The organism is Flavobacterium sp. 123, from assembly GCF_003634825.1.
In the GTDB taxonomy this organism is placed as follows: Bacteria; Bacteroidota; Bacteroidia; order Flavobacteriales; family Flavobacteriaceae; genus Flavobacterium.
In genome coordinates, this window is the sequence record NZ_RBXD01000001.1 from 1,671,559 (window position 1) to 1,692,183 (window position 20,625).

Genomic DNA, 20,625 nt, shown 5'->3' on the forward strand with positions numbered 1-20,625 from the left:
ACCTAATTTTGAAATTCATTTTTTGTAATTTGTATAAAATACAAACGCTTCAATTTCAACTATGTACTTAATATTCGATACCGAAACAACAGGATTACCAAAGCGTTGGGATGCCCCTATAACTGACACAAGCAACTGGCCTCGTTGTATTCAAATTGCTTGGCAGCTGCATGATGATATGGGGAAACTCATAGAGCATCAAGATTATTTGGTAAAGCCGGAAGGTTTTAATATTCCCTATGATGCGGAACGAATTCACGGTATCTCGACTGAATTAGCCGAAGCTGATGGAATTTCGCTAGCTGAAGTTTTAGAGAAATTTAATGTGGCGCTAGGTAAAGCTAAATTTATAGTCGGTCAAAATCTAGGTTTTGATGTGAACATTATGGGCTGTGAATTTCATCGAATGGGAGTAGATTCCCCGATGGCTTCAATGCCTGTTCTTGATACCTGTACCGAAGTTACGGCTTCATTATTGAAACTTCCCGGTGGTCGAGGCGGACGATTTAAGTTGCCTACTTTAACGGAATTACACAGTTATCTTTTTAGCAAACCTTTTGCGGAAGCACACAATGCAACTGCCGATGTGGAGGCAACAACTCGTTGCTTTTTAGAGTTAATTCGTAGAGATGTTTTTACAAAAGAAGAACTCGATGTCCCAGCTAGTTATTTTCAGGATTTCCAAAATAGAAATCCAAGAGAAATTGAACTTATTGGTTTAAAACATATTAATCTTAAGGAAGCGTCTGATAGAATTCGTCAGCAATTTGGAGAAAAACAAGCCAAAGTAGTTTCTAAAGATGTCCTTTCTGAGAATAAAAAAGTGCTGATTGATGCTGATTTTGTCCATTTACATAATCACACACAGTTTTCGGTATTGCAGTCTACTATAAGTATTGCAGCATTGGTAAAAGCAGCGGCGCAACACAAAATGCCTGCTGTAGCCATGACCGATCATGCTAATTTAATGGGTGCATTTCATTTTGTTCGTGATATTTTAGCTCATAATAAATCGGCTGCAGCCAAAAACAAAACGGCTGTTGAAAATGGAGAAGAACCAACAGAAGTTCCGATGAAACCTATTGTAGGTTGCGAGTTTTTTGTTTGTGAAGACCATAAAGATAAATCTAGAAAAGACAATGGTTACCAAATTGTGCTTTTGGCGAAGACCAAAAAAGGCTATCATAATTTGGCTAAAATGTCTTCTATCGCTTATACCGAAGGATTTTACTATGTGCCAAGAATTGATAAAAAAGTAATTCAGGAATACAAAGAAGATATTATCGTTTTGTCTGGGAATCTTTACGGTGAAATCCCAAATAAAGTATTGAATTTAGGAGAAAATCAAGCGGAGGAAGCTTTGCTTTGGTGGAAAAATGAATTTAAAAACGATTTTTATATCGAGTTGATGCGTCACAATCAAGAAGATGAAAACCGTGTGAATATGTCGTTAATTTCTTTGGCTAGAAAGAATGATGTGAAGTTGATTGCTACAAATAATATTTTTTATATTAATAAAGATAATGCCAATGCGCACGATATTTTGCTATGTGTGCGCGATGGTGAAAAACAAACTACACCTATAGGACGTGGTCGCGGCTATCGTTATGGATTGCCTAATCAGGAATATTATTTCAAATCAGGGGATGAAATGAAGCAACTTTTTGCGGATCTTCCTGAAGCAATTTCGAATATTTCGGAGATTGTAGACAAAATTGAAATTTTTGATTTGGCGCGAGAAGTATTGCTTCCTAAATTCGAAATCCCAATAGAATTTAATGATCCTGAAGATGAAAAAGACGGTGGCGTACGAGGAGAAAATGCGTATTTGAGGCATCTTACTTTTGAAGGAGCCCGAAGACGATATCCTGTAATTACCGAAGAAATTCAAGAACGATTGGATTTTGAATTATTGACGATATCCAATTCCGGTTATCCGGGTTATTTCCTGATTGTACAGGATTTAATTGCTGAGGCCAGAAGTATGGGTGTTTCTGTTGGTCCAGGTCGGGGTTCTGCAGCTGGATCAGTAGTGGCGTATTGTTTGAAAATCACCAATATTGATCCGTTAATGTATAATCTGCTTTTTGAGCGTTTCTTGAATCCAGATCGTGTGTCACTACCCGATATTGATATCGATTTTGATGACGAAGGACGAAGCAGTGTTATGGATTATGTGATTCGAAAATACGGTTCAAAACAAGTAGCACAGATTATCACTTATGGTAAAATGGCAACTAAATCAGCCATTCGAGATACGGCACGCGTGCTTGATTTACCTTTATTTGAAGCAGATAAAATTGCCAAATTGATTCCGGGAATGATGCCTTCTAAATGGAATTTAGCTCGTTTTTTGAGTGAAAAAGAAGATGTGATCAAAAAGGCAGTTCGTCCTGAGGAGTACGATAAAATCAAAGAATTAATAGGTATTGCTAATGAAGATGACTTGGGAGGTGAAACCATTCAACAAGCCAAAGTTCTCGAAGGAAATTTAAGAAATACAGGTATTCATGCTTGTGGTGTGATTATTACGCCTAGCGATATTACAAATTTTGTTCCTGTGGCTACCGCCAAAGATTCGGATTTGTTTGTGACTCAGTTTGACAACTCGGTGGTTGAAAGTGCTGGTTTGTTGAAGATGGACTTCTTGGGTTTGAAAACCCTAACCTTGATTAAAGATACTGTTAAACTAGTAAAATACAGAACAGGAATTGACCTAAATCCTGATGAATTCCCAATTGATGATGTTAAGACATACGAACTTTTTCAGCGTGGTGAGACGGTAGGGATTTTTCAATATGAGAGTCCGGGAATGCAAAAATACATGAAGGAATTAAAGCCAACCGTATTTCCGGATTTAATTGCCATGAATGCCCTGTATCGTCCCGGTCCGATTGCTTATATTCCAAGTTTTATCAAGCGTAAAAACGGGGAAGAGCCTATCGAATATGATTTGGATGATTGTGAAGAGTTGCTAAAAGATACTTACGGAATTACTGTTTACCAAGAGCAGGTAATGCTTTTGTCCCAAAAACTTGCCGATTTTTCTAAAGGTGATGCTGACGTTTTGCGTAAAGCGATGGGAAAAAAGATGATTGATGTTTTGGCTAAAATGGAGCCAAAATTCATTTCGCAAGCTATGGCAAAAGGGCATGCTAAAGAAAAATTAGAGAAAATTTGGAACGACTGGAAGGCTTTTGCGGAATATGCGTTTAACAAATCGCATTCGACTTGCTATGCTTGGATTGCCTACCAAACAGCATATTTGAAAGCAAATTATCCAGCAGAATATATGGCTGCAGTTCTTTCTAATAATATGAGCGATATTAAACAGGTTTCGTTCTTTATGGAGGAATGTAAACGTATGGGATTGCAGGTTTTAGGGCCAGATGTAAATGAGTCGTTTTATAAATTTACTGTAAATGATAATTATGCAGTACGTTTTGGAATGGGAGCGATTAAAGGTGTTGGTTCTGGAGCTGTGGCTACCATTGTAGAAAACAGAAAAGACGGAAAATACAAATCGATTTTTGATTTGACCAAGCGTATTGATTTGCGTGCAGCCAATAAAAAAGCTTTGGAAAACCTAGCTTTGGCAGGCGGGTTTGATTCGTTTTTAGGAACAACAAGAGCGCAATATTTTCATGATGATGGCGATGGAATTACCTTTTATGAAAAAGCCATTCGGTATGGTTCGAAATTTCAGGAAAATGAAAATTCATCGCAGGTGAGTTTATTTGGCGATACCAGCGAAGTGCAAATTGCAGAGCCAGTAGTGCCACCATGTGAAGATTGGAGTACCATGGAAAAACTGGCCAAAGAGAAAGAAGTGGTTGGGATTTATATTTCGGGGCATCCCTTAGACGATTATAAATTTGAAATGAAATATTTTTGTAATGCGAAGTTAGAAGCTTTGAAAAATATGGAAGCGCATGTGGGTAAAAACCTCACTTTTGGCGGAATTATTAATAATGTGCAGCATCGTGTGGCTAAAAACGGAAAAGGTTGGGGAATGTTCACGCTTGAAGGATATGACGAAAGTTATGAGTTCCGAATTTTTGGCGAAGAGTATTTGAAATTTCGTCATTTCTTAATTCAGAATAATTTTACTTTCATGAAAGTAATGGTTAAAGAAGGTTGGGCTGATAAGGAAACGGGCAAAAAAGGAGAGCCTAGATTGCAGTTTGTTTTAGTTCAATATCTACAAGATGTATTGCCAACGTTTGCTAAAAAATTAATTTTATTGCTAAATATTAACGACTTACAAACAGAATTTATTCATAGGTTGAGTACCCTTTTCCAGGAAAATAAAGGAGATAATACGGTTGCATTTGAAATTATGGAGCTGGAAAAAATTAAACGAATTGTCGAAACCGCAGCTGATTTTGAAGAAAATGATGAAGTTGTTTTTGTCGAAGAAAATGACGATTCAGATGCGCCAATTCTTGTTTCGCCAGAAATTAGTTCAACTACTGAAATTGAAGAAATAAATGTAGTGACCAAATTGAGTATGCCAAGCAGAAAACTGAAAGTCAAAATATCAAATGAGTTGCTGGTAGAATTAGAAAAAATGCAAATTAACTTTAAGTTGAATTAGAACTAGGGTGGTCTAGCCCTGATGGAAGCGGTATCCTTTTATCCGCCTTTTTTAGGCGGGGAAAGATACAGCGTACAGCAGGAAATAGCTCCTGAAAAAGAGTGTTTGCAATAGTGTAATAAATAGAAATAACAATTGCCAATACACTTATAATCAAAACTAATTTAGGAATGGTGTTTGATTCCTTTTTAATTTCTAAATTTGTACTCAGATTTAAAATCGTAAACATTTAAATATAAAAATATATGGCATTAGCAATAACAGATGCTACTTTTGACGAAGTAGTTTTGAAATCAGACAAACCAGTGATGGTAGATTTTTGGGCAGCATGGTGTGGGCCTTGTAGAATGGTTGGACCAATCATTGATCAAATCAGCGAAGAATACGAAGGAAAAGTTGTCGTAGGAAAAGTTGATGTTGATGCAAACCAAGAATTTGCTGCTAAATACGGAGTTAGAAATATTCCAACAGTATTGGTTTTTCATAATGGAGAAGTAGTAGGGAAACAAGTAGGAGTTGCTCCTAAACAAACTTACGCAGATAGCTTAGACGCATTGTTGTAATCAGTAGATTATGATTTATATAGGAAGGTTTGACTTATGTCAAACCTTTTTTTTGTTTAGACGATGTTTGTTTTGGTTTCTTTTCAATCTTTAAATTTTTTAATGGTTCAATCTTTTAATATATTTGAGAGATGAATATTGAAACGCAAATAGAGAAAATTTCCAGTTTCCAGCATTTAGAATTGCTGGCCAACCAAGTGGTAGAAGGGTTTATTTCGGGTATGCATAAAAGTCCGTTTCATGGATTTTCGGCAGAGTTTGCGGAGCATAAAGAATATAATTCAGGAGAAAGTACAAGACATATTGATTGGAAGTTGTTTGCCAAAACGGATCGGTTGTATACGAAGCGTTTTGAGGAAGAAACGAATTTGCGTTGTCATATCATTATAGACAATTCCTCCTCGATGCATTATCCAGAGTTGAAAGGCAATCAATCTTTCTATGAAAATAAAATAGGTTTTTCGGTTTTGGCTTCGGCAGTTTTAATGAACCTTTTAAAGAAACAACGCGATGCGGTGGGGCTAAGTGTGTTTTCTGATAAATATGAGTATTATGCGCCTGAAAAAGGCAGTGATCGCCATCATAGAATGGTTTTAAATGCGCTTGAAAATTTATTGGAAAAACCCAAAACTCAGAAAAGCACAGATACTATTACTTTTTTACATCAAATAGCGGAGAAGATATACCGCAGATCGATGATTATTTTATTTACAGATATGTTTCAATCAGGGCAGGAAGAACAACTTTTTAGTGCGTTACAGCATTTGAAACATAACAAACATAAAGTTGTTTTGTTTCATGTAATGGATAGCAAAACGGAGTTGAGTTTTGATTTTGATAACGCTCCAAGGAAGTTTATTGATATTGAAACAGGGGAAGAAGTGGCTGTTTTTGCGGATAATGTGAAAGAGGAATATGAAAAACAAGTTGAACATTACTTCCAGAAGCTTGCGTTGACTTGTGCTCAAAACAAAATAAAGTATATTCCGGTGAGTGTAGGAGAAAATTTCGAAAAAATTATGACAACATACTTGGTTGAAAAACAAAACTTTGGCTGATTGGGTAAAATTTTATTGAATTTTTTTCATAAAAACACTTGCGTAAACGGAAATCTATTGTATCTTTGCCACCGCAATAAAGCAGAGGTTTGGTAGTTCAGTTGGTTAGAATACATGCCTGTCACGCATGGGGTCGCGGGTTCGAGTCCCGTCCAGACCGCTAATATTGGGAGAAGCCTTTCGTAACTGAAAGGCTTTTTTGCCCAAATACGGTATCTAAAGCTAGTTGTGTTGTTTGGTCGGCCTTGTAAGCTGACCGGGTTTAGTAGTTAGACCAATGAAAAGCTTTCCACTTTTGTGGATGGCTTTTTTGATTTTAGGGAGGTTAGTAAACTAAAACAATTCCGATTTATAGTGCCATAACAACCAAATAAATATTCCTAAATACATCATACAAACTACAAATTTCATAAAACTAGAAGCTAGAAATCCAATGAAAGATCCTGTTGCGGCTTTCAATGCGCGATTATGATCCTTGGAATTATAAATTAGCTCTCCAACAAAAGCACCTATAAAAGGCCCAATGATAAATCCGAAAGGAATTGGTGCCAAAATACCAACAAGCAACCCAATATTTGTTCCCCAAACTCCATAAGAACTTCCGCCAAAACGCTTAGTCCCTTTGGCAGGAATCACATAATCCAAAATAGAAATAATAATCGTAAGCAATAAACTGATGCCTAACACCCAATAGTTGGCAGGAACGGCATTTGTAAAATAAAGTAAAACCAGCCCAATCCAACTAATACTCGGGCCAGGAAGTATCGGTAAGAAGCTTCCCAAAATCCCAACAAGTACACATATAAAACCAAGAATTAGAAGCAGAATATCCATATATTTATTTTTAGTAATTTTGAAAATATTAAACAAGAATTATTTCACTAACGAATTTGAGAAAAATAATTGTATTTTTATAAAATAATAGACGAATACAAAAACAAACCATTGAAGCACTTTTACTTTTTTTTAGTTTTTATTCTTTTTAATTCCTGTCAGTATTTTGACAAGCAAGTTCCTTCTGAAAAGGAATTGTTGCAAAAGGAATTAAAAGCAATCAATTGGAAAGAAGTTGATGAATATCCATCGGTGGTTGATTGTGAGAAAATCGATAACAAACAGCAACGCCAACAATGCTTTTTTGAGATTCTAACACGTTTAATTCAAGAAAAATTAAGCTCTGATACCCTTTCCGTTTTGTATCCTGAACTAGACACGATCGAAGTCAAAGTGACTATTTTTCCTAACGCTACCATGCAATTTGAGCCGCAATTTCCAAAAGATTCTGTGGCCTATGACCGAATCAAGATTGACAGTATTCTTAAAACACGTTTGGTCGATTTTCCTAAAGTAAATCCTGCTATCAAACGCGGAATTCCAGTTAAAACCCAATTTATTCTTCCAGTTATTCTAAAAGTCGAGTAGCTATTTCCTGCTATTCACTCTATCTTTTGCGCCTAACCCAGTCACAAAAGGATGCCGTTTCTATCAGGGCTAGGATTTGGCTAACTTAAAACGTTCTCCCTTTCCATTCGTATTTTCCAAACAAAGAATACAAAGCTACACTTACACTGAAAAACGGATACAACAAACTGCTCAAAACCAAAAAGTGCATCTTGCTTTTATTCAAAAAACGATTCGCTTTATCAATCAAAATAGCATCAACTGCAAACTTCAATAGAAACAACAAAACGATGTTCAGCAACGGAATAAAATTCAATATTCCAAAACCAACTCCCAAAACCAAACCTAAATTCCCTGCAAAAATCACTAATCCTAATCTTTTTCCGAAACTACTTTGATAGGAACTTGTTTTGGATGCCCAACGCACTCTTTGATAAAATAAATATTTCCAGTTATCAAGAGGTTTTGTAGTAATAATAGTGTTTTCGGATTTTAGATAATGAACTTTTTCAGGCGATTTTGCCATCGCTTTTTGCAACAAGAAAACGTCGTCACCGCTAGCAATTTTATCATTTCCCTCAAAACCGTTTAACTCTTTAAAAAAAGCTTTTGTGTACGCAAAATTAGCGCCATTGCACATAAATCCTTTGTTGATGCCAAAACTTCCAATCGTAGCAGCTTGTAAACTTGCTAAGTCTAATTGCTGAAAATGATGCAGAAATGAATTGCCACAATCATAAGTTACCGCTCCTGCTATCATAGCAACTTTATGCAGCTGAATGTAATTGTCTATGGTTAATAACCAGTTTGTTTTTACTACACAATCCGCATCAGTGGTGATAATCCAATCTGTGTTTACCGTTTGCATTGCGGTTACAATTGCGTCTTTTTTGGGCGAATTTGATACTCGAATGTTTTTTATTATGGAAACCTGAAACCCGAAATCCGATTCGTGTAGTGGTGAGCCAGAAGAGTAAATTTGAAATTCTTCTTCTGAATTATCATCAACTAAAATCACTTCAAATAATTCTACGGGATAATTTAGTTTAGAAAAACTGTGTAATAGGATAGGTAAATTGTCTCTTTCGTTTCGAAACGGAACAATAATTGAAAATTTAGTTTTTGGCGTTAAGCCAATATATTCATAGGAATTGACTTTGGTAAAACCATAAATCATAAATCCAATAGCCATCAGATAAACGAAAAGAATAAAAAATAAAATAAGTGAAATCATAATTATTTTATTAGATTTTATCTCCTGTGCCTTCGAGAGGTGTAATGATTTTAAAATTCAATACATAATAGCTCCCAATTGCTACTGGTAAAACGACATTTAAAAACCACATTAAAGTCGAAATGAAAATTACAATCCACTCATTTACGCCTAATATCCCAAAGAAATAAACGGCTACACTTCCTTTTACTGCAAAATCCAAAAATTGAAAAGTAGGTAAGGAAGAAGCCAAAAAATATACGGAAGTTATAGTAGCAAGCAATGTCAAATAAGGCAAGTCAACATCAAAAGCTAGAAATAAAAAATAGTATTGATGCGAAAAAACGATATACCGACAAATGCCCAAAAAAATATTTTTTTGATGAATTGATTTTGGGATTTCATTAATTTTATGAATCAATTTTTCCAGAGAATATCCTTTGATTGTAATTTTTTTAACCGAAAACAAAAGGATAAAAAGAAGTATTAAAATCCCAAAAACTACAAGCACGGTTTTAGTTGTAATGACATGGTAAAGTGAATTGAAATAGATCAAGCCAAAAAAACCAAAAATAATGGTTAAAATCATTTGGATTCCGTTGCAAATCAAATTCAGAAAGATGATTTTTTTAGCATTTGATTTTTCAAAAAACAAAGCTTTTCCAGCATATTCACCTACGCCATTTGGAGTAAAAAGCCCAGCAGTTAAAGCGCCAAGAACTTGTTTTGTAGCTTCGCCAACAGAGATTTTATGAAGAAATGAAACCAAATTCTGCCACTTCAAGATTTCAAAATAGCGGTTCAAAACACTCAACGATAAGATGAATATGATTCCGCTGATTGATTGGTTTTTTTGGAATAAAACAATGAATTTTTGCCAATCGAGTTTGTCGTTATTAGCTAATTGATTGTAAATAAAATAAAACGCACCGCCTACAATCAAAACTTTGATTAGAAGTACAAGGAATTGTTTAGCTTTGTGAGGAATTGAAATCATAGTTGCAAAGTAACAAAACTTTAAACGAAATCATTGGCAAACGAGCGCATCATATTAGGAATCGACCCAGGGACAACCATTATGGGTTTTGGATTGATAAAGGTTATCAATAAAAAAATGGAATTCTTGCAACTCAACGAATTGCAATTGTCCAAATACGACAACCATTATCAAAAACTAAAAATCATTTTCGAGCGTACCATTGAGTTGATTGACACGCATAATCCCGATGAAATTGCCATTGAAGCACCTTTCTTTGGTAAAAACGTACAATCGATGTTAAAGCTCGGACGTGCGCAAGGAGTGGCAATGGCTGCGGGACTTTCGCGAGATATTCCTATTACCGAATACGAACCTAAAAAGATAAAAATGGCTATTACTGGAAACGGTAATGCGAGTAAAGAACAAGTGGCCAAAATGCTTCAACAATTATTGGGCTTAAAAGAATTGCCAAAAAATCTCGATTCAACAGATGGTTTGGCAGCAGCAGTTTGTCATTTTTTTAATTCCGGAAAAGTAATTGGAACCAAAAGTTATTCTGGTTGGGATGCTTTTGTAAAACAAAACGAAGAACGAGTTAAAAAGTAGTATCCAGTGTTCAGGTTTTTAGTGTTCAGAATTTTAGTAATTAGTAGCATTGGTTAGTTTAAAGTATTTAGTTTTAAAATGTATATATGAGATTTCAAGATTTATTTGCTTATAAAAAATCATTTGCTTTAGCTATGAAGATTTTTGAAATAACAAAATCCTTTCCAAAGGAAGAAACCTATTCATTAACAGATCAAATTCGGCGTTCTTCAAGGAGTACACCTGCAACTATTGCTGAAGCGTATAGAAAAAGGATATACCCAAAGCATTTTTATAGTAAGCTAACAGATTCTGACGGAGAAAATTCAGAAACACAGGTTTGGCTAGAGTTTGCAATGTCTTGTAAATATATTTCAGAGGATTTTTATAATGAACTTATTTCTGAAAGTTTAGAGATAGGGAAACTTATTAATTATATGATACTGAACCCTGAGAAGTTTGGAGTTAAAAAAGAATAAAAAGCAGTGATTAGGGATGAGTTTTTAGTAGTAAGTTATCTGCAGAATACTAAAATCTGAACCCTGACCACTAAGTAACTGACCACTAATTTATGTCTGGAATCTACATTCACATTCCTTTTTGCAAACAGGCGTGCCATTATTGCGACTTTCATTTTTCGACTTCAATGAAGAAGAAAGAGGAAATGGTTTTGGCTATTGCCAAAGAAATTCAAATACGTAAAAGTGAGTTTCGGAATGAAATTGTAGAAACCATATATTTTGGTGGAGGAACGCCTTCCGTGTTTAGTTCAGAGGAAATTAATTTCTTGATTTCTGAAATTTACAAGCATTATACTGTAGCTCAAAATCCAGAAATTACCTTAGAGGCAAATCCGGATGATTTATCAAGTGCCCGAATTATTGAACTAGCACAAAGCCCGATTAATAGATTAAGTATTGGAATTCAATCTTTTTTTGAAGACGATTTGAAGATGATGAATCGTGCTCATAATGCGGAGGAAGCCAAAAAATGTTTGGAACTTGCCACACACTATTTTGATAATATTTCACTTGATTTGATTTATGGGATTCCAGGAATGACGAATCAAAAATGGAAACAAAACATTGAAACAGCTTTAAGTTTTGGGATTTCACATATTTCGAGTTACGCTTTGACAGTGGAACCTAAAACGGCATTGAACAAACTCATCCAAACGGGAAAAATTGCAGAGCCAAAGGATGAAGTTGCTCAAGAACATTTCTCTATTTTGGTAGAGATACTCGAAGCCAATGGTTTTGTCCATTATGAACTATCAAATTTTGGTAAAGAAAACTATTTTTCAAAAAACAATTCAGCGTATTGGTTGGGGAAAAAATACATTGGAATTGGTCCTTCAGCTCATAGTTATGATGGCGTTTCCCGAAGCTGGAATGTTTCGAATAATGCACTCTATTTAAAATCGATTCAAAAGGATGAATTGCCAAATGAAATAGAAATTTTATCTGATTTAGACCGCTATAATGAATATATAATGACGGGTTTAAGAACTATTTGGGGTGTTTCTTTGGATAGAATTGAAAAGGAATTTGGGAACTATTATTTGGATTATCTACATAAGCAAGCTCGAAAATTCATAGATGATGATTTACTTTATATTGAAAATAATATTTTGAGACCAACACCGAAAGGAAAATTTTTAACGGATGGAATTGCATCGGATTTGTTTTTGGTAAATTTGGATTAGAATATATATTTCTAATTATTGAGAATAAATCATGAAATCAATTTATCCACATTCACTTTATATATGATTACTATTTCAACGGATAAAAATAAATTAGATGTTCCTTTTGTTCATCATTTTTTGAAAGATATTTATTGGAGTGCTCCCAGAACACTAGAAGAAGTTCAAATTGCAATTGATAATTCATTTTGTTTTGGAATTTATTTGGATGAAAAACAAATTGGTTTTGCACGGGTAATTACAGATTATGTGGTTTTTGCTTACGTTATGGATGTTTTTATTGCAGAAGAACATAGAGGCAAAGGATATTCTTCTGCTTTAATTGAAGCCATGATGAGCGAACCTGAGTTAAAAGGAATTAAGATTTGGCGATTAGCAACTAAGGATGCTCATTTTTTATACGAAAAATTTGGATTTTCTTCATTGGCTAACCCAGAACGAATGATGGAAAAAATTTAAATATGAATCTAGAAAACTATTATGAATATTGTCTGTCTAAAAAAGGCGTAACAGAGCATTTTCCTTTTGATGAAGATACTTTAGTGTTTAAAGTGGGCGGAAAAATGTTTGCGTTATCCTCTTTAGTGCAATGGGAAAAAGGCGAGCCTTCCATAAACTTGAAATGTGATCCTGATAGAGCTCAAGAATTAAGAGCGGAATACAGTAATATAAGGCCAGGGTTTCATATGAGTAAAGTTCATTGGAATACGATTACCGTAAACGGAGAATTGTCTACTGCAATGGTAAAAGAATTGATTGATCATTCGTATGATTTGGTTTTCAAAAGTTTAACAAAGAAATTGCAAACTGAAATTCAAGAATTAGAAAATTAGGCATTACTTTTGTAAACAAATTACGAGATTTATAAATACGTACTGCACTAAATTCAGCATAAAATGAAAGAACAATTTAAAAAGTTTTTAAACGAAGAACAAGATCCAAAAGCTATCGAAAAAATTGCTTCAAAATTGAATGATATTTTGATGAAAAATGAAGAAGTTGGCTACATCGCAGTTCAAAAAAAGCCTGCTATTACAGTTTTACCAGATAGCATTGTAATGACTAACAAAAGAATCATTATTTGTCAACCTAAAAATTTAGGGCTTTCAATGAATTTCATAGATTATACTTGGGATGAGATAGAAGGGACTTTTGTAAAAGAGAATATTTTAGGTTCAGAGTTTTCTTTTTCAACTAAAACAGAATTACAAGTTACCATTGATTATATACCAAAAATTCAAGCTAGAAAAATTTTCACTTTCGCAAAAGAGCAATTGGATATTTTGAAAAATGGAATTGCTCCAACGGCTACAATTACCGAAGAAGTAGAAGTTGTTGAAGAAATGGAAACAGAAGAAGTAACTAGTTTTGCTGAAATAATGCCGGTTTCGACATCTGGTTTTGGTTCTGAAAATCAAGAATTCAATCCAGCAGCAACGATAGCTAAAGATAAATTATTGAGCGAATTGTCACAAGATGAGCTTTTTGAAAAACTTCAAAATTATAAAAAGCTATTGGATAACGGATTGATTTTACAAGGGGAATATGACGCTTTCAAAAAAGAAGTTTTGAGTTATATGTAGTTTTCCTTCTTATTATAAAAACAAACCCGACATTTATAGCTGTCGGGTTTTGTTTTTTTATAAAGTTTGCTTCTGTTTTTCGACAAAAGCATTCGACTGTAATTCTAATAAATCAGTTGCGTTTTTTCGTTGTAAATCATATAATTTTTTATCCTCAGAAACGGCATCGTAAACTTTATCATGCATTATGGCATTTGTTTTTACGAGCAGATTTCGTTGGTGTTTGTTTTGCTCAATTGTTGCTTTTAAAGCTGTTTCTAAATCTTCTAATTTATAATCGTATTCTCCTTTTGGAGAAAGTAATTTGGCAATAATAGGAGAGGTTTCAATAGCTAAAAACAAAAGCATGATAAAAAATGAAGGCAACCAAGGTAATTTGTTCAAAGCATTTATACGGGCCATTAATCCGTCAAATTGATCAATAATGGGTTGTGTTTCGGTTACTTTTTTGTCTAAATCTGTTTGAAGGGTCTTAGAATTTTTTTCTTTCTCAGCAATTTTGACTAAGTTGTTTTTTTGTAAAGTATCTAATTCTCTTTTAGCCAAATCATGTTTGGCTATTTTTTCTTTGAAAACGGGACCTTTGCCTAGTTTCATAGTTCCTTTGGTACCTTCAGCTTCGGTAATGTATGTTTCGTATAAAGTATTTACTTCCTTTTCTTTTTTGGCAATTTCGGATTTTAAACTGGCAATTTCGGCTTTGTTTTTATCTAAATCCGTTTTGAAATAATTAGCGACTTCTTTTTTGTTATTCAAAGCCATCGCATTTTTTTCTTTCAATAAAACAGTATTGATTTCTTTTTCGAAAATTTTAATTTCCAAAGGTTTTGAAATCACAATAGCGATAATAATTGCTAGAATAATTCTTGTTGTAGCTTGAAGAAATTCACTTGAGAAATGATCTCTTTTTCGAATAGTAGATACAATAAAACGGTCTAGATTAAAAATGAGTAAACTCCAGACTATTCCAAATAAAACAGCGGGAATTATATCGTCAAAAACAGTGAATAGCGCATAAGCACTGGCGATAAAAGCCATGACAGCAGTAAAGAAAACAGTGGCGCCTATGCCTACAAATTTAGTTTGTTCGCCTTCTGAACACCCTTCAATGAGGGTTTTATCTGCTCCAGAACAGAGAATGAAAAATGATTTTAACATGATTGATGATTGTTTTGATTGATGATTACAAATTTAACGCCAAAAAACGAATATTGGTATAATTAGTTGATAGGTATTTGTTTAAGCTTTTTTGTTACGGTAATAATGTTCTTTTTTTTTGAATTTTAATAAAATAAGAAGAGCTGCCCATATGGAGCAGCTCTTCTTGGTTTTTGAATTAATAATAACCTATACTATAGGTGCGCCTGCCATAATTTCGTCATTGGCATATGCTGAAAATTTCTCAAAATTAGCTTTGAATTTCTGAGCTAATTCAATCGCTTTTTTATCGTACAATTCGGGATCTTCCCAAGTGTTTCTTGGATTCAATATTTCACTAGGAACATTTGGACAAGATTGTGGTTTAGCGATTCCAAATACTTCGTGATTTTCATAGGTTACATGGTCTAATTCCCCATTTAGCGCAGCTGTAATCATAGCACGTGTATATTTTAGTTTCATTCGGCTTCCTATTCCGTAAGGTCCGCCAGTCCATCCTGTGTTTATTAACCAAACTTTTACATCAGCATCTTTCATTTTTTTGCTCAGCATTTCTGCATATTTTGTTGGGTGCAAAGGCATAAATGGTGCGCCAAAACAAGCTGAAAAATTAGGTTGAGGTTCCGTTACACCCGCTTCGGTTCCTGCTACTTTTGCGGTATATCCAGAAATAAAATGATAAGCAGCTTGTCCTGGAGTTAGTTTTGAAATGGGAGGAATAATTCCAAAAGAATCTGCAGTTAAGAAAAATATATTTTTAGGATTTTCACCAATAGAATTTTGTTGAATGTTATCAATATGATAAATAGGATAACTCACCCTTGTATTTGGAGTAATCGAAACATCTTGAAAATCTACTTCGTTAGTTCCTTCTTTGAAAACAACATTTTCTAAAATAGCGCCTTTTTTTATAGCTCTAAAAATATCAGGTTCGTTTTCTTCACTAAGATTAACCACTTTAGCGTAGCATCCACCTTCAAAATTGAAAACGGTATTTTCGTCAGTCCAACCGTGTTCGTCATCCCCGATTAATTTTCTGTTTGGATCAGCAGACAATGTTGTTTTTCCAGTTCCAGATAATCCGAAGAAAATGGCAGTATCTCCATTCTCGCCAACATTAGCACTACAGTGCATAGGCAAGGTGTTTTTGTAAACGGGCAAGATAAAATTTAAAGCTGAAAAAATTCCTTTTTTCATTTCACCAGTATAGCCCGTTCCTCCTATGAGGGCAATTTTTTTAGTAAAATCTAAAATCGCAAAATTTTCTTGTCGCGTTCCGTCAACTGTAGGGTCTGCTTTGAAATTCGGAGCGCAAATTACCGTCCATTCTGGTTCAAAATCGTACAATTCGTTTTTTGTAGGTCTCAAAAACATATTTAAGCAAAATAAATTTGCCCAAGCAGTTTCTGTAATGACTCTTACATTTAATTTGTAATTAGGATCGGCACAAACAAAAGTATCTCTTACAAACACTTCTTTGTTTGATAAATAAGCAGTTACTTTTTTTAGTAAAGCATCAAAAGTATCTGACTCAAAAGGAATGTTTACATTTCCCCACCACACTTTGTCTTCCGTGATGCTATCTTTTACAATAAAACGGTCTTGTGGAGAACGCCCAGTAAATGTTCCGGTGTTAATGGCTAATGCGCCTGTTGAATTTTCAATTCCTTGTCCGGATTGAATCGTTAAATCGTGTAATTCGTTTGCGCTTAGTTGATAATGAATAGAAGCATTTTTAATTCCTAATTCATCCAGCGCAATCGATTTCGTAAAAAGGGCGTAGTTGTCCATAAATTTCTAGTTGTGTGTGTTGTTTTTTAAGACTGCAAAAGTAGAAATTATTTTTCAGAAAGATTTAATGTATTTTTTTTTAACGTTTTTTTTTCAATAAATGATACAATAAAACGCCCCAGCCCAGTATTAATAGGAGTCCGCCGATGGGAGTTACAAATCCAATAACTTTGAAATCAAATGCCGTCAGATCATTTGTTGCTAATAAATAAATAGAACCTGAAAAGAAAATTACTCCTAAAAAGATTAAATTATAGATGATTTTTTTTGTTTTTTCAGAAAGAGAAGGGATGAGTCCAATAAACAATAAAAACAGCGCATGGTACATTTGATAGCGTACTCCAGTTTCAAAAGTAGTAAGTTGTTCCATAGACAATACTTTTTTTAGGGCATGAGCCCCAAAAGCCCCAAAAATTATTGCTAACATCCCAAATATTGCTCCTGTACTTATTAGTTTTTTATCCATTTTTTTCTATTTCTTTGATGCAAAAGTATTTCTTAAATTTTTAGTAAAAAAGTTTTTTGCAATACATTAATTTTGTTTTAACAGAATTCATTTGTTATAAAACAAACAATATTGTATGTTTGTGTTATATTTATTAATTATGAGAACAATTTTAATTATCGGTGCCGGAAGATCAGCTTCATCGTTGATACACTATCTTTTGAATAAATCCGAGAAAGAAAACTTGCATCTCATTATAGGTGATTTGTCTTTGGCTTTAGCCGAAAAAAAAACAAACAGCCATCCTAATGCAACTCCTATTAGTTTAGATATTTTTGATGAAAATCAAAGAAAGAAAGCTATTCAGCAAGCAAATATTGTTATTTCGATGTTGCCAGCTCATCTTCATATTGAGGTTGCTAGAGATTGTATTCTTTACAAAAAACATTTAGTTACCGCATCATACATTAGTGATGCAATGCAAGAGTTAGATGCTGCTGCCAAAGAAAATAATTTGGTTTTTATGAATGAAATTGGTCTCGATCCAGGGATTGATCATATGAGTGCAATGAAAGTGATTGAGGAAATTAAAGACAAAGGTGGGAAAATGCTTTTGTTTGAATCGTTTTGCGGAGGTTTAGTTGCGCCAGAATCAGATACGAATCTTTGGAATTATAAGTTTACTTGGGCTCCTAGAAATGTGGTTTTAGCGGGTCAGGGCGGAGCCGCCAAATTTCTTCAAGAAGGAGCGTATAAATACATTCCATATTGTAATTTATTCAGAAGAACAGAGTTTCTAGAAGTAGAAGGTTATGGTCGATTTGAAGCCTATTCGAATAGAGATTCCCTTAAATATCGTTCCGTTTATGGACTTGATGACGTTTTGACTTTATATCGTGGTACCATACGAAAAGTAGGATTTTCTAAAGCTTGGAATATGTTTGTACAGCTCGGTATGACTGATGATAGTTATGTTATGGAAGATTCAGAGCACATGACTTACAGACAATATGTGAATTCTTTTTTACCTTATCATCCAACGGATTCTGTAGAAATTAAAACCCGATTGATTCTTAAAATTGATCAAGATGATATTATGTGGGATAAGCTTTTAGAATTGGATTTGTTTAGCCGAGACAAGAAAGTAGGTTTGAAGCATGCGACACCAGCACAAATCCTAGAGAAAATTCTAAGTGATAGTTGGACGCTTCAGCCTGCCGATAAAGATATGATTGTGATGTATCATAAATTTGGATATGAATTAGACGGTAAAAAACAGCAAATAGATTCTAAAATGGTTTGTATTGGTGAAAACCAAACGTATACAGCAATGTCAAAAACAGTTGGATTACCGGTGGCTATGGCTACATTATTGATATTAAATGGTAGAATCACCACTCCAGGTGTGCAACTTCCTATTCAGAAAGAAGTGTATTTGCCTATTTTGAAAGAGTTAGAAGAATATGGGGTAGTTTTTAAAGAGCAATCGATGCATTATTTAGGCTACAATCCTGATAAAGAGTTTAGTTGATAATTTTTTTAGATTTTAGTTTGATGAATCCGCTTCTTTTGAAGCGGATTTTTTTTTATAAAATTAAAAATCTGCTCATTTCTGAACGGATTTTCTATAGAATATTGGGAAGTTTTATTTCGACATTTCTACAAAATATTTGTAAAACAACGGAATCGTTTCAATGCCTTTCAAGTAATTAAAAATTCCAAAATGTTCATTTGGTGAATGAATAGCGTCACTGTCTAAGCCAAATCCCATCAAGATAGTTTTGCTTTTAAGTTCTTTTTCGAACAAGGCAACAATAGGAATACTGCCTCCAGAACGAACGGGAATTGCGGGAACGCCAAAAGTTTCCGTATATGCTTTATTAGCAGCCTTATAACCGATACTGTCAATAGGAGTTACATAACCTTGTCCGCCATGATGCGGTTTTACTTTTACGGTTACACCTGCTGGTGCAATACTGATAAAATGTTTGGTAAAAAGTTCTGTGATTTCTTCCCAATCTTGATTCGGTACTAAGCGCATGGAGATTTTGGCGAAAGCCTGACTTGCAATAACAGTTTTAGCACCTTCTCCAGTGTATCCTCCCCAAATTCCGTTTACGTCTAATGTTGGTCGGATGGAATTTCTCTCGTTCGTCACATAACCTTTTTCACCGTAAACATCGTTTAGGTTTAATGCTTTTTTATATTCATCTAAATTGAAAGGAGCTTTGGCCATTTCTGCTCTTTCTTCCAGAGACAATTCTTGAACTTTGTCATAGAAACCAGGAATGGTAATATGATTGTCCTCGTCATGAAGTGAAGCAATCATTTTAGTCAATACATTTATAGGATTTGCAACAGCGCCACCGTAAAGACCAGAATGTAAGTCACGGTTTGGACCAGTAACTTCCACTTCTACATAACTTAATCCACGTAATCCAGTTGTGATTGAAGGCTGTTGATTTGAAATCATTCCGGTATCCGAAATTAAAATTACATCGTTTTTTAGTTTTTCCTGATTGCGTTCTACAAACCAACTCAAACTTTTGGAACCAATTTCCTCTTCGCCTTCAATCATAAATTTTACATTACAAGGCAAAGTTTTAGATTGCACCATATATTCTAATGCTTTTACGTGCATGTACATCTGACCTTTATCGTCGCAAGAACCTCTAGCAAATATGGCACCTTCAGGATGAATCTCGGTTTTTTTGATTACAGGTTCAAATGGAGGTGAATCCCATAAATTGATTGGATCTGGTGGTTGTACATCATAATGCCCATATACTAATATAGTGGGCAAATTTGAATCTATAGTCTTTTCACCATACACAATTGGATAGCCAGGTGTTTCGCAGATTTCTACAAAATCACAACCAGCTTTCTCCAAACTTGCTTTTACAGCATCGGCAGTTTCAAAGACATCATGTGAATAGGCGGTGTCAGCACTTACAGATGGAATTTTTAATAATTCGATTAATTCATTTATAAATCGATCTTTATGTTGTTGAACGTATGCTTTTATGTCTTCCATAAGGGATTAATTTTATACTTTCAAAAGTACAAAAAAGAGTATAAATATTTTTTATCAAAATTGTTTTGAAAATTGGAAGTTAAGTGTATCTTTGCACCCACAATTGCGCGGATATGGTGAAATTGGTAGACATGCCAGACTTAGGATCTGGTGCCGCAAGGCGTGTAGGTTCGAGTCCTATTATCCGCACTTTTAAAAATGCAACTTTCTTATTTTTAGACAGTTGCATTTTTTAGTTTTAGTAGTTGCCAAATTGTTGTCAAACTATCTAAAAAATCATAGAAATTCTATATAAATATATTTCTCAAAAAAATATTTATTGTTTAAATAACTATTAGTTTAAATCATATTGTTGAACATTATTTATTCTTTTTATTGAGAATTACAAATGCAAGTAAATAGGAAATTCAATTTTATAGTTTGAAAAGTATTACTGTAAATTGATTTTCTATATATTTACATTGTTTTTATATAAATTAATTATTGTTCTCAAAAAATAATTAATAGCTTTTT

General features: G+C 34.1%; 18 protein-coding genes and 2 tRNA genes. 13 read left to right on the forward strand and 7 right to left on the reverse strand.

All coding sequences use genetic code 11. The features are described from left to right. Positions 1 to 61 precede the first annotated feature (61 nt). From dnaE to C8C88_RS07325, 4 genes are all read left to right on the forward strand, one after another. Positions 62 to 4,597, forward strand: a complete 4,536-nt coding sequence (dnaE, locus tag C8C88_RS07305) for a DNA polymerase III subunit alpha (RefSeq protein WP_121337478.1) — start codon at positions 62 to 64, stop codon at positions 4,595 to 4,597. Positions 4,598 to 4,842: 245 nt separating this feature from the next. After that, complete coding sequence (gene trxA / locus C8C88_RS07315; protein WP_121337480.1) at positions 4,843 to 5,160, forward strand: thioredoxin; 318 nt, start codon at positions 4,843 to 4,845, stop codon at positions 5,158 to 5,160. A 131-nt stretch (positions 5,161 to 5,291) separates the two neighbouring features. Then, the gene (locus tag C8C88_RS07320; protein WP_121337481.1) at positions 5,292 to 6,218 is read left to right on the forward strand and encodes a DUF58 domain-containing protein; all 927 of its coding nucleotides are present in this window, start codon (positions 5,292 to 5,294) and stop codon (positions 6,216 to 6,218) included. An 86-nt stretch (positions 6,219 to 6,304) separates the two neighbouring features. Then, a tRNA-Asp gene (locus tag C8C88_RS07325) sits at positions 6,305 to 6,378 on the forward strand. A 173-nt stretch (positions 6,379 to 6,551) separates the two neighbouring features. Here C8C88_RS07325 and C8C88_RS07330 read toward each other — a convergent pair. Continuing rightward, the gene (locus C8C88_RS07330; RefSeq protein WP_121337482.1) at positions 6,552 to 7,052 is read right to left on the reverse strand and encodes a DUF456 domain-containing protein; all 501 of its coding nucleotides are present in this window, start codon (positions 7,050 to 7,052) and stop codon (positions 6,552 to 6,554) included. Positions 7,053 to 7,163: 111 nt separating this feature from the next. On the opposite strand from C8C88_RS07330, the gene C8C88_RS07335 reads away from it, so the two are divergent. Beyond that, complete coding sequence (locus tag C8C88_RS07335; RefSeq protein ID WP_121338604.1) at positions 7,164 to 7,640, forward strand: hypothetical protein; 477 nt, start codon at positions 7,164 to 7,166, stop codon at positions 7,638 to 7,640. Between the two features lie 85 nt (positions 7,641 to 7,725). Here C8C88_RS07335 and C8C88_RS07340 read toward each other — a convergent pair whose 3' ends face one another. After that, positions 7,726 to 8,850, reverse strand: coding sequence for a glycosyltransferase (locus C8C88_RS07340; protein ID WP_370453807.1), 1,125 nt, complete (start codon positions 8,848 to 8,850; stop codon positions 7,726 to 7,728). Between the two features lie 13 nt (positions 8,851 to 8,863). Further along, positions 8,864 to 9,829: a lysylphosphatidylglycerol synthase domain-containing protein gene (locus tag C8C88_RS07345; protein ID WP_121337484.1), complete on the reverse strand. Its 966-nt coding sequence runs from the start codon at positions 9,827 to 9,829 to the stop codon at positions 8,864 to 8,866. Positions 9,830 to 9,862: 33 nt separating this feature from the next. Here C8C88_RS07345 and ruvC point away from each other — a divergent pair, with 33 nt between their 5' ends. The 6 genes from ruvC (at position 9,863) to C8C88_RS07375 (ending at position 13,684) form a co-directional block, all read left to right on the forward strand. Next, entirely contained in the window at positions 9,863 to 10,417 is a 555-nt protein-coding gene (gene ruvC, locus C8C88_RS07350) for a crossover junction endodeoxyribonuclease RuvC (protein WP_121337485.1), read from the forward strand. 86 nt (positions 10,418 to 10,503) lie between these two features. Then, positions 10,504 to 10,875 carry a four helix bundle protein gene (locus C8C88_RS07355; RefSeq protein WP_121337486.1) on the forward strand — a complete coding sequence of 124 codons (372 nt, stop codon included), beginning with the start codon at positions 10,504 to 10,506 and terminating at the stop codon, positions 10,873 to 10,875. Between the two features lie 92 nt (positions 10,876 to 10,967). Further along, complete coding sequence (gene hemW, locus C8C88_RS07360; RefSeq protein ID WP_121337487.1) at positions 10,968 to 12,101, forward strand: radical SAM family heme chaperone HemW; 1,134 nt, start codon at positions 10,968 to 10,970, stop codon at positions 12,099 to 12,101. 63 nt (positions 12,102 to 12,164) lie between these two features. After that, positions 12,165 to 12,560 (forward strand): GNAT family N-acetyltransferase, encoded by a 396-nt coding sequence (locus C8C88_RS07365; RefSeq protein ID WP_121337488.1) that lies wholly within the window; start codon positions 12,165 to 12,167, stop codon positions 12,558 to 12,560. 2 nt (positions 12,561 to 12,562) lie between these two features. Continuing rightward, complete coding sequence (locus C8C88_RS07370; protein ID WP_121337489.1) at positions 12,563 to 12,934, forward strand: MmcQ/YjbR family DNA-binding protein; 372 nt, start codon at positions 12,563 to 12,565, stop codon at positions 12,932 to 12,934. Between the two features lie 63 nt (positions 12,935 to 12,997). Next, a complete protein-coding gene (locus C8C88_RS07375; RefSeq protein ID WP_121337490.1) occupies positions 12,998 to 13,684 on the forward strand; it encodes a PH domain-containing protein in 687 nt (228 codons plus the stop codon). A 57-nt stretch (positions 13,685 to 13,741) separates the two neighbouring features. Here the strand turns inward: C8C88_RS07375 and C8C88_RS07380 are convergent, their stop codons facing one another. The 3 genes from C8C88_RS07380 to C8C88_RS07390 all read right to left on the reverse strand — a co-directional run bounded on the left by C8C88_RS07380 (position 13,742) and on the right by C8C88_RS07390 (position 17,099). Beyond that, complete coding sequence (locus C8C88_RS07380; protein WP_121337491.1) at positions 13,742 to 14,842, reverse strand: DUF4407 domain-containing protein; 1,101 nt, start codon at positions 14,840 to 14,842, stop codon at positions 13,742 to 13,744. A gap of 189 nt (positions 14,843 to 15,031) precedes the next feature. After that, a complete protein-coding gene (gene pckA, locus C8C88_RS07385) occupies positions 15,032 to 16,633 on the reverse strand; it encodes a phosphoenolpyruvate carboxykinase (ATP) (protein WP_121337492.1) in 1,602 nt (533 codons plus the stop codon). 79 nt (positions 16,634 to 16,712) lie between these two features. Next, a complete protein-coding gene (locus tag C8C88_RS07390; protein WP_121337493.1) occupies positions 16,713 to 17,099 on the reverse strand; it encodes a DUF423 domain-containing protein in 387 nt (128 codons plus the stop codon). 139 nt (positions 17,100 to 17,238) lie between these two features. On the opposite strand from C8C88_RS07390, the gene C8C88_RS07395 reads away from it, so the two are divergent. After that, positions 17,239 to 18,609 (forward strand): saccharopine dehydrogenase family protein, encoded by a 1,371-nt coding sequence (locus C8C88_RS07395; protein ID WP_121337494.1) that lies wholly within the window; start codon positions 17,239 to 17,241, stop codon positions 18,607 to 18,609. 114 nt (positions 18,610 to 18,723) lie between these two features. Here C8C88_RS07395 and C8C88_RS07400 read toward each other — a convergent pair whose 3' ends face one another. Next, positions 18,724 to 20,112: a dipeptidase gene (locus tag C8C88_RS07400; protein ID WP_121337495.1), complete on the reverse strand. Its 1,389-nt coding sequence runs from the start codon at positions 20,110 to 20,112 to the stop codon at positions 18,724 to 18,726. A gap of 107 nt (positions 20,113 to 20,219) precedes the next feature. Between C8C88_RS07400 and C8C88_RS07405 the strand changes: the two genes are divergently transcribed. Continuing rightward, positions 20,220 to 20,301 (forward strand) — tRNA-Leu (locus tag C8C88_RS07405). Positions 20,302 to 20,625: the final 324 nt, after the last annotated feature.

Coding starts and splice junctions, on each gene's coding strand:
- dnaE (WP_121337478.1), top strand. CDS start 62: ATGTACTTAATATTCGATACCGAAACAACAGGATTACCAAAGCGTTGG.
- trxA (WP_121337480.1), top strand. CDS start 4,843: ATGGCATTAGCAATAACAGATGCTACTTTTGACGAAGTAGTTTTGAAA.
- C8C88_RS07320 (WP_121337481.1), top strand. CDS start 5,292: ATGAATATTGAAACGCAAATAGAGAAAATTTCCAGTTTCCAGCATTTA.
- C8C88_RS07330 (WP_121337482.1), bottom strand. CDS start 7,052: ATGGATATTCTGCTTCTAATTCTTGGTTTTATATGTGTACTTGTTGGG.
- C8C88_RS07345 (WP_121337484.1), bottom strand. CDS start 9,829: ATGATTTCAATTCCTCACAAAGCTAAACAATTCCTTGTACTTCTAATC.
- C8C88_RS07355 (WP_121337486.1), top strand. CDS start 10,504: ATGAGATTTCAAGATTTATTTGCTTATAAAAAATCATTTGCTTTAGCT.
- hemW (WP_121337487.1), top strand. CDS start 10,968: ATGTCTGGAATCTACATTCACATTCCTTTTTGCAAACAGGCGTGCCAT.
- C8C88_RS07365 (WP_121337488.1), top strand. CDS start 12,165: ATGATTACTATTTCAACGGATAAAAATAAATTAGATGTTCCTTTTGTT.
- C8C88_RS07370 (WP_121337489.1), top strand. CDS start 12,563: ATGAATCTAGAAAACTATTATGAATATTGTCTGTCTAAAAAAGGCGTA.
- C8C88_RS07375 (WP_121337490.1), top strand. CDS start 12,998: ATGAAAGAACAATTTAAAAAGTTTTTAAACGAAGAACAAGATCCAAAA.
- C8C88_RS07380 (WP_121337491.1), bottom strand. CDS start 14,842: ATGTTAAAATCATTTTTCATTCTCTGTTCTGGAGCAGATAAAACCCTC.
- pckA (WP_121337492.1), bottom strand. CDS start 16,633: ATGGACAACTACGCCCTTTTTACGAAATCGATTGCGCTGGATGAATTA.
- C8C88_RS07390 (WP_121337493.1), bottom strand. CDS start 17,099: ATGGATAAAAAACTAATAAGTACAGGAGCAATATTTGGGATGTTAGCA.
- C8C88_RS07395 (WP_121337494.1), top strand. CDS start 17,239: ATGAGAACAATTTTAATTATCGGTGCCGGAAGATCAGCTTCATCGTTG.
- C8C88_RS07400 (WP_121337495.1), bottom strand. CDS start 20,112: ATGGAAGACATAAAAGCATACGTTCAACAACATAAAGATCGATTTATA.